16 protein-coding genes are annotated in these 12,982 nt (G+C 67.4%); 8 read left to right on the plus strand and 8 right to left on the minus strand.

Features of this window, described 5'->3' with window-relative positions; translation table 11 throughout:
- The first annotated feature begins 32 nt into the window (after nucleotides 1–32).
- The 5 genes from MJ797_RS11560 (at nucleotide 33) to MJ797_RS11580 (ending at nucleotide 3,931) form a co-directional block, all read left to right on the plus strand.
- Nucleotides 33–866, plus strand: coding sequence for an enoyl-CoA hydratase/isomerase family protein (locus MJ797_RS11560; RefSeq protein WP_239334330.1), 834 nt, complete (start codon nucleotides 33–35; stop codon nucleotides 864–866).
- 4 nt (nucleotides 867–870) lie between these two features.
- Nucleotides 871–1,749, plus strand: coding sequence for an enoyl-CoA hydratase-related protein (locus tag MJ797_RS11565; RefSeq protein ID WP_239334331.1), 879 nt, complete (start codon nucleotides 871–873; stop codon nucleotides 1,747–1,749).
- Between the two features lie 250 nt (nucleotides 1,750–1,999).
- A complete protein-coding gene (locus MJ797_RS11570) occupies nucleotides 2,000–2,338 on the plus strand; it encodes an NUDIX domain-containing protein (protein WP_239334332.1) in 339 nt (112 codons plus the stop codon).
- 269 nt (nucleotides 2,339–2,607) lie between these two features.
- Complete coding sequence (locus MJ797_RS11575; RefSeq protein ID WP_239334333.1) at nucleotides 2,608–3,108, plus strand: hypothetical protein; 501 nt, start codon at nucleotides 2,608–2,610, stop codon at nucleotides 3,106–3,108.
- 559 nt (nucleotides 3,109–3,667) lie between these two features.
- Nucleotides 3,668–3,931 (plus strand): hypothetical protein, encoded by a 264-nt coding sequence (locus tag MJ797_RS11580; RefSeq protein ID WP_239334334.1) that lies wholly within the window; start codon nucleotides 3,668–3,670, stop codon nucleotides 3,929–3,931.
- Nucleotides 3,932–4,259: 328 nt separating this feature from the next.
- On the opposite strand, the gene MJ797_RS11585 is transcribed toward MJ797_RS11580, so the two are convergent.
- Both MJ797_RS11585 and MJ797_RS11590 read right to left on the minus strand, forming a co-directional pair.
- Entirely contained in the window at nucleotides 4,260–4,529 is a 270-nt protein-coding gene (locus MJ797_RS11585) for a hypothetical protein (protein ID WP_239334335.1), read from the minus strand.
- A 132-nt stretch (nucleotides 4,530–4,661) separates the two neighbouring features.
- Entirely contained in the window at nucleotides 4,662–5,108 is a 447-nt protein-coding gene (locus MJ797_RS11590; protein WP_239334336.1) for a hypothetical protein, read from the minus strand.
- Nucleotides 5,109–5,431: 323 nt separating this feature from the next.
- On the opposite strand from MJ797_RS11590, the gene MJ797_RS11595 reads away from it, so the two are divergent.
- A complete protein-coding gene (locus MJ797_RS11595) occupies nucleotides 5,432–5,662 on the plus strand; it encodes a hypothetical protein (protein ID WP_239334337.1) in 231 nt (76 codons plus the stop codon).
- Nucleotides 5,663–6,005: 343 nt separating this feature from the next.
- Here the strand turns inward: MJ797_RS11595 and MJ797_RS11600 are convergent, their stop codons facing one another.
- The 5 genes from MJ797_RS11600 to MJ797_RS11620 form a co-directional block, all read right to left on the minus strand.
- Nucleotides 6,006–6,896 carry an acyl-ACP desaturase gene (locus MJ797_RS11600; protein ID WP_239334362.1) on the minus strand — a complete coding sequence of 297 codons (891 nt, stop codon included), beginning with the start codon at nucleotides 6,894–6,896 and terminating at the stop codon, nucleotides 6,006–6,008.
- Nucleotides 6,897–6,913: 17 nt separating this feature from the next.
- Nucleotides 6,914–7,771 (minus strand): cyclopropane-fatty-acyl-phospholipid synthase family protein, encoded by an 858-nt coding sequence (locus MJ797_RS11605; RefSeq protein ID WP_239334338.1) that lies wholly within the window; start codon nucleotides 7,769–7,771, stop codon nucleotides 6,914–6,916.
- Nucleotides 7,768–8,028 carry an acyl carrier protein gene (locus tag MJ797_RS11610; RefSeq protein WP_239334339.1) on the minus strand — a complete coding sequence of 87 codons (261 nt, stop codon included), beginning with the start codon at nucleotides 8,026–8,028 and terminating at the stop codon, nucleotides 7,768–7,770. Before MJ797_RS11610 ends, MJ797_RS11605 begins: the two co-directional genes overlap by 4 nt.
- Before the next feature lie 64 nt (nucleotides 8,029–8,092).
- A complete protein-coding gene (locus MJ797_RS11615) occupies nucleotides 8,093–8,881 on the minus strand; it encodes a ferritin-like domain-containing protein (RefSeq protein WP_239334340.1) in 789 nt (262 codons plus the stop codon).
- 69 nt (nucleotides 8,882–8,950) lie between these two features.
- Entirely contained in the window at nucleotides 8,951–10,612 is a 1,662-nt protein-coding gene (locus tag MJ797_RS11620; protein WP_239334341.1) for an AMP-binding protein, read from the minus strand.
- 236 nt (nucleotides 10,613–10,848) lie between these two features.
- Here MJ797_RS11620 and MJ797_RS11625 point away from each other — a divergent pair, with 236 nt between their 5' ends.
- Together MJ797_RS11625 and MJ797_RS11630 are read left to right on the plus strand one after the other, a co-directional pair.
- Complete coding sequence (locus MJ797_RS11625) at nucleotides 10,849–11,115, plus strand: hypothetical protein (protein WP_239334342.1); 267 nt, start codon at nucleotides 10,849–10,851, stop codon at nucleotides 11,113–11,115.
- 133 nt (nucleotides 11,116–11,248) lie between these two features.
- Nucleotides 11,249–12,076, plus strand: coding sequence for an MBL fold metallo-hydrolase (locus tag MJ797_RS11630; RefSeq protein WP_239334343.1), 828 nt, complete (start codon nucleotides 11,249–11,251; stop codon nucleotides 12,074–12,076).
- A 301-nt stretch (nucleotides 12,077–12,377) separates the two neighbouring features.
- On the opposite strand, the gene MJ797_RS11635 is transcribed toward MJ797_RS11630, so the two are convergent.
- A partial coding sequence (locus tag MJ797_RS11635) for a PaaI family thioesterase (protein WP_308128308.1) occupies nucleotides 12,378–12,982 on the minus strand: 605 nt, incomplete at its 5' end.

The following is a 12,982-nucleotide window of genomic DNA, read 5'->3' on the forward strand; positions in this document are numbered from 1 at the left end:
GCGGTAGCGGCGGCGTAGCCACAGGAGGCGGGATGATCAGCGAACCGGGAGACACAGCAGGAGACACTGACGAACCGGTTGTCGTGAGCTGGCCCCGGCCGTCGGTTGCCCAGATCACGCTGTCCCGCCCTGACCGGCTCAACGCTCTCACCTTCGGCATGGTCGGGCAGCTCTCCGACACGCTCACCCGGCTCGGTGGGGATGAGCGGGCCCGCGTGGTCGTGCTCACCGGGGCCGGCCGCGCCTTCTGCGCCGGCCTGGACCTCGCCGGGCACGTCCGGGACAAGATGGCGCGCTCCCGCGGGCCGGCCGAGCGGCTGCGCGGGCAGGAGCACTTCGCCGCGATGGTGCGGACCATCCGTGCCATCCCGCAGCCTGTCGTCGCCGCGGTCAACGGCGCGGCGGCCGGTGCCGGGATGGCTCTGGCGCTGGCCGCCGACGTGCGGCTGGCCGCTGTCTCGGCGCGCTTCCACGTTGCCGCCGTCAAGATCGGATTGTCCGCGGGGGAGTGCGGCATCAGTTATCACCTGCCCCGCCATGTCGGCTCGTCCCGCGCTTTTGAGATCATGCTCACCGGCCGGCCGGTGGATGCCGCCGAGGCGGAGCGCATCGGTCTGGTCTCCCGGATGGTCGACGACGCGGATCTGCTCGACAGCGCGCTGGAGACCGCCGAGGCCGTCTGCGCCAACAGCCCCTTCGCGGTGGCGATGACTAAAAAGATCATGTGGGCGAACCTCGACGCGGGGTTCACCCCGGCGATCGAGCTGGAGAACCGGACCCAGATCCTCGCCGCCATGACGGCGGATTCGGGCGAGGCAATGCGCGCGTTCGTCGAGAAGCGCCTACCCGTTTTCACCGGAGAATAATATCGTGGAATATGATCAGAACCATTACGAACAACTCCTCTACGCCGTCGAGGAGAATGTCGCTACGATTACGATCAACCGGCCCGAGCGGCGCAATACCGTTACGTACCAGGTCCTCGACGAACTGATTGACGCCGTTACCCGGGCGGGGGCCGATGATGACGTGCGCGCGGTCGTGGTCACCGGCGGCAGTGGGCGTTTCTTCTCAGCCGGCACTGACCTGTCCAGCGGTGACGGGTACGATGCCGCGGCAGCGGACTTCAAACCGTTGCGCGGCGGGACCAGGGACGTCGGTGGGGAGCTGGCGCTACTGATCTACGACCTGCCCAAGCCGGTGATCGCCGCGGTGAACGGGACCGCGGTCGGGATCGGCATCACCATGATTCTTCCGATGGACGTGCGCATCGCCGCGGACAACGCCCGCTTCGGATTGCCCTTCACCCGGCGGGGGATAATCCCCGAGTCGTGCGCGAGCTTCTTCCTGCCGCGGATTGTCGGGATCTCCAGAGCGGTCGAATGGGCCGTGACCGGCCGGATCTTTCAGGCCGCGGAAGCGCTGGATGCGGGCCTTGTACACGAGCTGCTCCCCGCCGCCGACGTGTTGCCCCGGGCGCGGGAGATCGCCATCGAGATCGCCCATAACACCTCGGCGGTGTCGGTCGCCCTCACCCGCCAGCTGATGTGGAAGCTTCTTGATGCCGATCATCCCATCGAAGCGAACCGGCTGGAGTCACAGGCGCTGCTCGCGCTCGGCCGGATGGCCGACGTCCCCGAGGGAGTAGCCGCGTTCCGGGAGAAACGGGCGCCTGCCTTCACCCTGCGCCCCAGCCGTGACCTACCCGGCTTCTACCCGTGGTGGGCCACCCCCTCCTTCGAGGAGTGACCAGCCGCCAGCGCACGGCCGCGCCAGCGCGCCGGCCGCACCGGCCGCGGGCCTTGTGGCGGCGGACGCCATAGCGCGACTGTGACCGCTTACATGCCTGCTGGCTTACATGGCGTACCCCACAGGTGGGGTAGGCCCACGGCGGCCGATGGTGCTCAACCGGCAAATAGCATCGGGATGTGCGGGCCGGTGGTTTTCCTCAAATTCCCTGTTATCTCCGCGGGCACGGCCCCGGCCGCGATCTCGGCCGGTGACGGTGCTCCCGGGCATCAGCACCCAGGTCGTCGGGCCTGTCGGGCGGCAGCGGACCGCAGCCTACGGTGTCTGCCGGTATGCGGACGGCCGCGTTCCGCTGCCGCGGGCCGCGCCGACCACCTACCTGTCTGGCCAGCGGTTCCTGCCGGGGGGTGGACTCGGCTTCGGTGAAGCCCCCGAGGATGCCCTCGCCCGCGAGCTCGTCGCGGAGACCGGGCTGACGGTATCCATCGCCGCGCGATGCGCGGGTACCCCGGCTCGTCGGTCGACGCCCACAACCAGGGCGGCTCCCTGCACCGCCGCGCGATGCGCGTGCCCTCGCCCCGCTCCTTGATCCACGACTCTGTTGCCGGGCGCTCTGATGGTGACGTGCCGGTCTGCCTCGCGGCGCCCGGATCGTGTGTGCTGGTGGTAAACCGGCCGAACTGGTCATTCGGTCGTTGCCGGCGGAGGAATGCATCCGGATGTTTCCGGTGTGACGGGCGGGTCCTGACTTCCGCACGGCTTCCAGCGGTGTGAAGAGAGCTATGATCATGTCTTTCGGCCAGCGAGGAGAACATGGTGATGAATCGGTCGACTGTGTTGCTTGAAAGAACTGGGCGGATGTTCGGAACCGTCTTTTTGGCGACATCTGTGATCGGAGCCGCGCTGGGCGGGACGATTAGTTATCTGACCGCGAACGGTACCGAAGCCGGCGCGCCCGGCGTCGGCATCGCCGCTGGGGTGACAAGCAGGTCACCGCAGGCCACCGGTACGGTCCCGCCGGCCGCAGCACCTGATACGGCCGCCCCGGACATCGGTGCCTCGCCGGCCGTCGGGCCCGCTCCACCAGCGGCGCTGGCGCGCCGGGAGGAGCCGGCGGCATCCGACACACAGCCGGCCAGCGGTGCCGGAACAGCCACCGGCGGGCCCACCAGCAGCGACACCGAACACGGAGCGGCGCCCGCGCCGGCACCCGCGCCGGTGCCAGCCGCCTCGACGCAGCAGCCGGCGGCGGACCCGGCCACGACGGCACCCGCTCCCAGCCCGACGGCGCCGGCTCCAGCGGCCACGGCGTCACCGTCCGCGGCGCCGAAGCCCGTTCCGCCGGAGAACGGCCGGTGACGATCTGACGGTCTTCCTGGGCGGCCGCCGCCATCGCCACTGGCCAGAATGTTTACTGTTCGTGGATCTATATCTATATTTGTCATAGTTTTCGTTGATTGACGTCCCGGTGGCCGCTGGGAGCGCACTGGCGGCCGTTCGCGTGTAAGAGCGCGTTTGGGATCGTCATTCCGGCTCACTGATCGAAAGCCCGATCTCAAACACGCTCTCAGCGACAAAATTATATTAAAATAATTGATATTATTGCCGTGGTTGTGGTTGTCCGCGGCGAACACGCGGCGAACACGCGGCGGCCGGGCGGCGCGGTGCGATACGCCCGCTGGCGGGACCGGGCTGTGTCACCGGAAAAAGCTGTGCCACCGGAAAAACAAGGGCCTGGCCTGGCACGGCCCGAAACTTCCTCGGCACAGGCGTGCCGGCCGGAGCATGGGGTATGCCCAGCCAGGTGTGCCCAGCGTTTTTCCAGTGGTGCCGACGGCATGACGGGACGGTGGTCGCGTCGCTTTCGGCCCGCACTGTGACATGACCGGAGACGGATTTGTTCCAGGAACGAGCAAAAATGCTGCCCGGACGTCCCGACCTGTTTGTCATCAATATACCGCGGCCTGTTCTCGTCGGGCTGGGGAGCGCTGTCCTGTTGCTGGTCGTCCTGGCCCTCGTCGGGTCGCTGGACCCGCTCGCGCTCGCCGCGGTGCTCAGCTACCTGATTCTTTACGGCTTCTCGCTCGTGCTGCTGCGCTCACCCAACGGCACGGGTGCCGGCCGGAACCAACCGATTGCCCCCGACGGGCCCGCGACGGATCCAGCCCGCGGCAGCCGGTAGCTTTCGTCGGCGTTATCCCGCGGGTGGGGCTTCCCGGCGCCGCGCGCCCACCCCCATCAGGCCCGGATCAGGCCGGGCGGACGCCAGCGGGTGGGCCCGGCACGGTGTCGTTAGAGTGGCCGGGTAAGAGGGCGTGCCCCAGCTCCGCGCGACGCCGCGTCCCCTATTGCCGGTCGCTCTTCGAGCGCCCGAGAACAGGACTGTCCGGCTCGCGGCTCCCCGCATCCCGCCCGGCCGCGTTGTCCTCAGTCTGCGCCCAGCACCAGGGCGCCTTCCTCCGCCGCCTTGCCGGACCGGGCGCGGATGAGCCGCTCACTGACCGAACGCCCTATCCTCGGGCGCTCTTGGTCATCCAGGTGAGGTCATTCTCGGTGATCCGTAGCCGCGCCGCGATCTCCTGGTTCGTCCGGCCGGTCTCAACCGCTTCACAAAGCGCCTGATTACGTATGGTTCGTAGCGATGTGCGCTGGGCGCAGTCGGTCCAGATCAGATCGTTTGCGGCGACGGCCCGCTCGATTGGGTCGGTGATGGCAAGCACCTCGTCATGGGATAGCACGCGACGATAGTCGCCGCTCCGCGCGGTTCTGGCAATGCCCACGTACGGCAGAGTTCGAACAGCAGCTACCAGATGTCCAGATCCCGGGGTTGACGTTGCCACCGAATGGGTAACGTGCCGTTGCGTCAACATTCTATACCGTACCGTTACCGCGGGGCAGCCCGTTTGCGGCAGTCAGGCGACGCCGCCGTGTTCCGCGGTGGGCAGCGTCCGCCGCCGGTCGTGACGGTCCCGTACCCGTAGGTAGATCTCCAGGGAGAGGTTGAGCAGGAGGTGCCCCTCGTGGGCCGGCCGGCGGAACGTGCCCGGTTGGACGCCGAAGAGGCGGGCGGCTCGTTCACGCCGCTGGTCAAGCGTGAGGGCGAGGGTACCCGGCCACAGGCACAGCATGATCCCGGTCGCTTCGCTGTGCGGCTGGTCCAAGGTGGCGACGGCGGCGGTGAGCAGGCGATGCGCGAGGATCGCCCGGTCGTGGATTCCCTGGCGGGGCATGCCGGCCTCAACAGGCCAGACCAGGTCGACGAACTCCGGCGTATATGTGACCAGCTCGGCGGGCCGGCCACCACGGCGGAGTATCCGGACGAGCTGGTTACGAATCTGTTGCACATTGGCTGTGTCCATCGGGTGGTTCGGTCGTTCCCTTCGAGATGACCTGTGAGGACCGTCTTCCGTAGCGGCTCATGCCAGTTTCTTGCCAGGTGCGTGCCCCGCTGGCCGCATCGGCTTTCCGCCTGCCAGCCTTCTACCAGTTTCCGTATCTGATTCTGGCATGACACCGTGCGTCGAATCTGCCCGGTACGGGTGCTGAACTCTGCCACGGCCGCGATGTTCACTGTTCGGTGACGGGCGGAACGTGGGCTGGCAACGTGACAGGCATGCTGCCGTCCGATCGTTGATCGTTTGTTATGGCTGCCCCGCGCGGGCAGATGATCGGAGGGTTGCCGATGAGCACGGAGCCACAGCTGACGTCGGAGCCAACGGCGGAGCAGCGGTTGTACGCCGCTGTCCTGTTCGCGGGTGACGACCGGTCGAGCGTCGCTGAGGTGGCGATCCTGTTCGAGAGCGCCGCGGCGGCCGATGACTATGCGCTCGGCTGCCGGTGGGACGATTACCTCGTCGGTGCGATCCGTTTCCATCTTCCGCCGCGGGCATGCCGGGTGCGGTGGGTCGCATGATTAAGAGCGCCCGAGGATAGGGCGTTCGGTCAGTGAGCGGCTCATCCGCGCCCGGTCCGGCAAGGCGGAGGAGGAAGGCGCCCTGGTGGTGGGCGCCGACTGACGACAACGCGGCCGGGCGGGATGCGGGGAGCCGCGAGCCGGACAGTCCTGTTCTCGGGCGCTCGAAGGGCGACCGGCAGGAGGGGGCGCGGCGTCGCGGGGCTGGGGCCCGCACCTTGACCCCGTTCCTTGATCCACAACCTGCCGTCGGAGCGGCTTGGCCGCGTTGCGGTGGGACGCCGCGCCGGCCAGCGGCAGCGCTGTGGTTTTCGGCGCGCCGCCGAAGGCCTCCAGGGATCCGTCAGGATGGATGCGTGGTGGTGCGACAGGCGGCGATGAATCGGGTCAGCTCGTTCACTCGGTCCGACCGGGCGTCAACCGCGCGGTTCACCACCCGGATCAGGTGATCGTAGGCGTCGGTGTGGTCGTAGCGGGCGGTGTCCGCGATCCGTAGCGCCCACCGCCAGTAGCCCTTGATCGTGTCTGCGAGCGGCATCCGGAACTGTGCTATCACGTCCCGGATCGGTTCCACCGCGGCATCGCCGTAGGCGATCAGATAGCGCTCTACCATGTCAGCCATGAACGAGAAGTGCCGGGCCTCGTCCCGGCCGAGCCGGTTCAGGATTTCCCGCAGCACCTCGTCGGTGACAACGGCACGCAGCTGCTGGTAGTAAAGCTGGGTCGCCTTTTCCTGCACGAGGGTGTAAGCGAAGAGCGAGATCGGATTGTCGTGGGGCAGGCTGAACGCCCGCCGGCCTTCCGCGGCCAGCTCCAGGCGCAGGTGCTCGGGTTCGGCGAGCCCGGAGGCCACCTGGTAACGGAAAAGAGCACGGGCGTGGGTGTCTTCTTCCTGCGCCCAGCGAACCGTGAAATGGTAAAGCTCCCGGTTGCGCGCGAAGTCCTCGGGGCTGACCCGCTCGTCCAGCGGGAAACGCTGGTTGTAGAGAGCGAAGTAGCCGGGCAGATGGTCTTCGATCAGGGTGATGAAGCGGACCGCGGACTGCTGCCCGTCGGTCAGCTTCCCGCAGTCCGCGCTGTCCCAGTCGAAGTCGGTCTCGACGTCGAAACGGCGCGCGGCCGGCCCGGCGGCCATGAACGATGTCACTGCCTGCTCAATGTCGGCCGCGGGCAGCAGCTGGTTTGTCTCCTGCTGGGAGGCTGTCGTGGTCCGGGTCGCGTCCAGCACGGCCATCGTTCCCACTGCCCGGGTCATCGGGTTTTCCGGCAGGTCAGGGCGTAGTGCTTGGTGGTGTACCCCCACCCGGCGTTGGCGATCTCCAGGTAGCGCTCGAGCCGCTCGGCCAGACCGGGTTTGATCCTTTCGATGTCGGCGGCGTTGGCACGGATGTTGGCCAGCCAGTCGTCGATCGTGCGCCGGTAGTCGTCGGTCAGGTCGTCGAGACTGCTCAGGGAGAAGCCCGCGTCCTCGGCGCCGCGAACAAGCTCGGACACCGGCCGCAGGTCTCCCCAGCCGAAGATGGAGTCGCCGACGAACCGGGTACCGGCGCGTTGGTGGAACGTCGTGTGGGCGGCCGTGTTACGGAAGCAGCTCTCGGACACGTACAGGCAGCCACCGCGGCGCAGCAGCGTCCGGGCCCGGCGGAACGCGGCGGTCAGATCGGGCATGTGCACGATCGACCCGAGCATCGTCACCGCGTCGAAGCTGCCGCCGGGGAGGTCGGTTTCCTCGAAGTGCCCTCGCAGCGTGGTGACGCGCGTGGCCACCCCGATCTCCTTGGAACGCGCGCGGATGTACTCGTGTTGGCGTCCCGCCGGGCTGATGCCGACTGCCCGGCATCCGTGCTCCCGGGCCATGAACAGCAGCAGCGATCCCCAGCCGCAGCCGACGTCGAGCAGCTGTTCGCCGCCGCGCAGGCCGAGCCGTTCGGCGACGAAGCGCAGTTTGTTGATCTGGGCCTGCGCAAGTGTGTCAGACGGTGACTGGTAGCGCCCGGCGCTGTACTTACGTGACGGGTCCAGGAACAGGCCGAAGATTTCCGGGTCGAGGTCGTAGTGCTGGTTGGTGTCGGCGACGGCGGTCAGGGCTGTCCCGGCGGCCGGCGTCATGCTGGATCCAGCGCGAGTGCGCCCGCGACCACCAGGGCGACGTCGTGGATGGACGAGAGGGTGAAGATATCCTCGTCGTCCAGCTCGACGTCGTAGTGGCGCTCGATCCTGGCGATCATCCGGAGTACCTTGACCGAGTCCGCGCCCTGCATCGACCGCAGGTCGGTGGACGGGGCCACGCTGCCGGTGGTGAGGCCGAGCTCCTCGGTCACGATCCCGGTGATCGTGGCGACGATCTGCTCATGGCTGGCGGACATCAGTGCTCCTTCGAAGGATGGTGGTGACGGGCTCATACGCCCGCGCCTGTCATGCCAGCGCCTGTCATGCCAGCGATTCAGCCAGGGCACGCCGGATACGGGCGCCGCTGCCGAGGTCCAGGCCGGTCAGGGTGCCGAAGGCGCGGCGGATCTTCACATGGAGCCGGTCGAGCTCGCCAGCACCGGCGATCCGCGTCAGGAAGAACTCGAAGCCGGTGTCGATCGTCTCGTGGCCCTGGAGCTCGGGTAGCTCGCTTTTGAAGACGCCCACCGGATGCTTGATCCGGGCATCGGACGTGTAGACGTGCAGCGTCTCGAGAACCGACGGTAGCTCGTCCGGGTGCCCCGCCAGCCGCCGACGGGTGAAGTGGATGAACTCACGGGCATGCGCCGCCTCGTCGCGGCTGGCGGTGCGCATGATCGTCCGCAGGACTGGTTCGGTGACCCAGTCGGACAGCGCCCGGTAGACATGGTTCACCGTCAGCTCCGAGACGATGTTTGTTGCCAGCGTGGCGGCTGGTGTGCTGCCGGGAGCGTACGGTTCGCGCATCGCGTCCACCGGAGCGGTGTCGACGGGGATGTTCAGGGCTTCGAGCCAGGCGCGGAAGGCGTAGTGGTGCTGGAGTTCCTGGTACCCCCAGATCGTCACGAACGCTGAGAAGTCGTAGTCGTCGACGAACTCGTTGAGGAAGCCGTGCTGCGCCGCGATCGAGTTCGCTTCGCCCATCACCGCGCTGCGGGCCATCGTGACGTGGTCGGGACGCACCAGATCGCGATCGATCTGGTCGAGCGGGAGGTCGGCGAGCCGCCACTGGTGACGCTCGTACTGCCGGAAGACGTCGTAGCTGTGCATCGGGTTCCCTCGGGCTGGTCGGGTGGGCCTGGGCGGGTGCGCCGGAGCTGGAGCGCCGGCCCGGCGGCGTCAGGTCGTGGTCTGCCACCCCTGCTCGCGGGCGGCCAGGCGTTGGAACTTCCCGCTCGACGTGCGCGGGAGCGAGCTGGGCGGCAGCAGGCGCACTGTCAGGTCGGACAGGCCGAGCGAGCCGATGACCTGCGCACGCAGGTCCGCGGCGAGCAGGTCCCGGGCGGTCGGGTCGCTCAGGTTCGTCTCCGCGAGCAGCGTCATGAGCTCCGCTCCGTCGGTGTTTCGAGCCGCGACAGCGACGCACCGGCGCTTGAATACTCCGGGGATGTCACGTGCGATTCCCTCCACGTCTTCGGGGTAGAAGTTCACGCCGTGCACAATGATCATTTCTTTTCGGCGGCCGGTGACGAAGAGTTCCTCCTGCCGGCGGAATCCGAGGTCTCCGGTGCGAAGCCAGCCATCGGAGGTGAACAGGCCGCTGTCGCTCCCCTCCGCCACCAGGTAGCCGGACGTCACCGAGTCCCCGCGGATCTCGATCTCGCCGACCCGGTGGTCAGCGGCGGGTACGCCACCGATCACCGGGTCGGCGATCCGCACATCGACGCCCCGGACGGGCCGGCCCACGCCGACGACGCCCCGTGCCTGAGGGTGCTCGCGCGGCACCTCGTGGGCGGACGCCGCATTGGCCAGCCGGTCACGGTCGACCCAGAGTGACGTGGGTAGGCATCCCAGTGACGGAAACGTGACCGCCAGGGTCGCCTCGGCCATCCCATAGACGGGGAACATCGTTTCAGGCGCGAAGCCGGCGAGCGTGAAGCGTTCGAGGAAGCGCTCGATCGAGGCAACCGCAATAGGCTCGGCACCATTGAAGGCGATCCGCCAGCGTCGCAGGTCCAATCGGGCCGCGTCATCCGCGGATACCGCCGCGACCAGCTGGTCGTAGCCGAAGCTTGGAGCGGTGGAGATCGTCGCTTCGGCGGCGAGGAACTCGCGCAGCCATCGCGCCGGATTCTTCACGAACGAGGCCGGCGACCACACCGTCATGGGTATTCCACGCATAATTGCACAAAGAGTGGCAAAAAGCCCCATGTCGTGGAAGAGTGGCAGCCAGATGCCACCGCCGTCGCCTGGGCCGAGAGCGATGCCCTCGCTGATCGCCTCGATACCGGCGAGCGCGTTGCCATGGGTGAGCCGTACTCCTTTGGGCGCCGCCGTACTCCCGGAAGTGAACTGCACGATGGCGAGGTCCGTCGGGGCAACCGTGGGGAGCCTGCCTGCCGCGCCTGTGCCGCCGCGCAGGTCGTCGGTGCAGACGAAGGCGGTCTCGCCCATGGACGCGCTGAAACGACCGGCCAGCGCGCGCAGGCGGGATGAGACCAGCACGCGGCGCATCCCCGCGATCGATGAGATCCGCGCCAGCCGGTCCGCATGCCCGTGAAGATCACGGGCCGCTGTCGGCAGTGGCAACGGGCATGCGGCCGCACCGGTCCTGGTGACGGCGAACAGGGCCTGCAGGAACTCAGGTGCGTTCTGGCTGAAGATGCCGACCCGGCTGCCGGGCCCCACACCGTCTTCGGCCAATGCGTGGGCTATCGACAGCGATGACTCGGCGAGGTCCCGCAGGGAAATCGCCGCCGGTTCGGAGGGGAAGCGGACGGGAGTGTCAGGGCTGCGTACGGCGATCTGGTCGAGTGCTTCGTGCAACGTGCCGGCGAGCATGCGGCCTCTCCCTGCCTGGTGAAGGTCGACCTGGTGAACACCGTCATCAGTCGAGATTTTTTGCTGCTACGACGAATGTCGTCAATGTTTATTTTCTGGCTGTATTGATCTATTCGAGCGGGCAATCGGCCGTGGCTGGGCACGCGTGTCGTCAATAATTATTTCAACGACTTTTGTAACTGCTTTGCGGGTTGTTCACCGGGCGGACGGCCAGCGCTGTTCGAATGTGCCAAGATGTGCCCGCTGTTCCGGTCGCCGTATCGGCCCCGGACGAAGCCGGTAGCCTGGCCTGGCCTGGCCTGGCCTGGCCTGGCCTGGCCTGGCCTGGTGCGGCCATGATCGTCGTCCATCGGGCGTCGGCTGGTCGGCTGCTCCTTCGCTCGGGGGCTGCCCGCGGCCAGGCGACGCGGGCCGGGAGCCGGCCAGAAGCCTCCGGCCAGCAGCCCGGCCGGGCCGCGGGCATGGCCGGGGCCGTGAGCATGGCCGGGGCTCGCGGCGATTAATCCTGGCAATCGCCCGTGTGGAACCTGCCGGTTGCCAGCTCCATGCTTGCGCAGCACCATCACTGGAACGAGTGAAATGTGCGTTCAGGCGTGGTGTTGATTTTTGTATTTCAGGAGATCGGATGTCTTTCTGATGCATCTCACGGTCCTCGGCTGTCGCTCCGGAATGCCATCCGGTGGGCAGGGCAGTTCAGGTTATCTGGTGAGTACGGAGAGCTCCAGAATACTGCTGGACTGCGGTCCTGGGGTGGCTCTGGCGCTCAGCGCGATCGGGCATCCAAAGATGCTGGACGCAGTTGTGATCAGCCATTTTCACCTGGACCACTGCTATGATCTGCTACCTGTGGGGAAGGCTCTTCTGAGCGGGCGGACCCGATACGGAAAACACCTGGCAAGCCTGCCGGAGGCCGACGACCACAGCGAGCGCCCACCGATTCCGTTGTACGTCCCGAGCGGCGGCCGGGCGACCCTGGACAAGCTTGCGAAACTTTTTCCAGTGGCGACGATCCCCATGTTGGACAAGGCGTTCGACATTGCTTTCGACGTGCGGGAATACAGCGCCGGCGAGGTGTTCAAGGCGGGTGACTGTGAAATCGGCATGCATGGCCTGCGGCATGCTGTGCCCAACTGCGGCGTCCGGGTGGAGGGCCCAGCGGGAACACTCGCCTACACCGGCGATACAGGGCGCACCGACGCGCTGATCTCCCTGGCCGCAAAGGCCGATCTGCTGCTCGCCGAAGCCACGCTGGCGGTCAGCGACGATGGGCCGCACGGCCATCTCAGCGCCACCGACGCTGGTGAGACCGCAGCCGCAGCCGAGGTCGGTCAGCTTGTGCTCACCCATTTCATCTCCGCCGACCCGGGATGGCTGCATGCCCGCCAGGCTGACGCCCGCCGGGTCTTTGACGGTCCGGTGCGCCTTGCCGTACCGGCCGCGCGGTTTGGCATCCAGCTCTCCTGATGTTCTCCCGGGACGTTCGCCGGCCAGCTCGACGCTGGTGGGCGCAGAGCGTGCCTCCAGCCGGTCGTTGACGGCCCGCTGGAGGCACGCTTGGTGGGTTTTGGTGGGCGCCTGGTGGGTGCGACTCGTTGGGAGTGTGATGTCTCGGGGCCGGGATGCCCGTTGGGTACGTGGAACGGTCGAGGTGAAACGACTCGAGGTGCGCGCACCCCGGCGCGCGCTGGCCGGCCATGCTGGCCAGCGCGGTGTGTCTTAGTGGTCGGCGCCGGCAGACCCTGGACGAACTTCCGGCGCCGGCCACTTAGGCCGCGTCCGCGGGCCGCGTGAGCATGCAGGTACTGGTTCCGTGGGCGATCAGTTTTCCGGCGGGGTCGACGACGCGGGCCTCCGCGAGCGCGGTTCGTTTACCGATGTTGATCGTCCTGCCTTCGCAGCTGAGCTGGTCGCCATCAAGCTTTACCGGGCGAATGAAGTTGACCTTCAACTCGAGCGTGGTGTAAAGAACGCCATCGGCCAACTCGGTGAAGATCGCGCTGCCCATAGCGGTGTCCATGAGGGTCGCCAGGACGCCGCCATGCACGGTGTAGATGGCGTTGGCCGTGGCCGGTGAGGGCGTGAGCGTGTACACCGTCCGGCCTCTCTCCACTGACTCAAGTGTGATGCCCAGTGAGTGCCCGACCCCGATCCCGGATTCCAGCCCGTAGGCCAGTATCTCTCGCAACTCGCGGATGCGGTTCAGCTCTGGAGATTCTTCTTTTGCGCCGTTCGCGTGCACGGGCACCTTCTCCTTCGGGTTGAGTCGCGCCGGCCGAGCTCCGGCCGCCGGAGCTCGGCCGGCCGGAGCTCGGATGATATTCGCGGCCAGGTGACGAGCTATTGCCTTAGTGGTCGCCGCCGGAAGTTGTT

This window comes from Protofrankia sp. CiP3, from assembly GCF_917627345.1.
Lineage (GTDB): Bacteria > Actinomycetota > Actinomycetes > Frankiales > Frankiaceae > Protofrankia.

What these genes read in the sequence shown, in the direction of transcription:
- MJ797_RS11560 (WP_239334330.1), top strand. Translation starts at nt 33, where the DNA reads ATGATCAGCGAACCGGGAGACACAGCAGGAGACACTGACGAACCGGTT.
- MJ797_RS11575 (WP_239334333.1), top strand. Translation starts at nt 2,608, where the DNA reads ATGTTCGGAACCGTCTTTTTGGCGACATCTGTGATCGGAGCCGCGCTG.
- MJ797_RS11580 (WP_239334334.1), top strand. Translation starts at nt 3,668, where the DNA reads ATGCTGCCCGGACGTCCCGACCTGTTTGTCATCAATATACCGCGGCCT.
- MJ797_RS11590 (WP_239334336.1), bottom strand. Translation starts at nt 5,108, where the DNA reads ATGGACACAGCCAATGTGCAACAGATTCGTAACCAGCTCGTCCGGATA.
- MJ797_RS11595 (WP_239334337.1), top strand. Translation starts at nt 5,432, where the DNA reads ATGAGCACGGAGCCACAGCTGACGTCGGAGCCAACGGCGGAGCAGCGG.
- MJ797_RS11600 (WP_239334362.1), bottom strand. Translation starts at nt 6,896, where the DNA reads ATGGCCGTGCTGGACGCGACCCGGACCACGACAGCCTCCCAGCAGGAG.
- MJ797_RS11605 (WP_239334338.1), bottom strand. Translation starts at nt 7,771, where the DNA reads ATGACGCCGGCCGCCGGGACAGCCCTGACCGCCGTCGCCGACACCAAC.
- MJ797_RS11610 (WP_239334339.1), bottom strand. Translation starts at nt 8,028, where the DNA reads ATGTCCGCCAGCCATGAGCAGATCGTCGCCACGATCACCGGGATCGTG.
- MJ797_RS11615 (WP_239334340.1), bottom strand. Translation starts at nt 8,881, where the DNA reads ATGCACAGCTACGACGTCTTCCGGCAGTACGAGCGTCACCAGTGGCGG.
- MJ797_RS11620 (WP_239334341.1), bottom strand. Translation starts at nt 10,612, where the DNA reads ATGCTCGCCGGCACGTTGCACGAAGCACTCGACCAGATCGCCGTACGC.
- MJ797_RS11630 (WP_239334343.1), top strand. Translation starts at nt 11,249, where the DNA reads ATGCATCTCACGGTCCTCGGCTGTCGCTCCGGAATGCCATCCGGTGGG.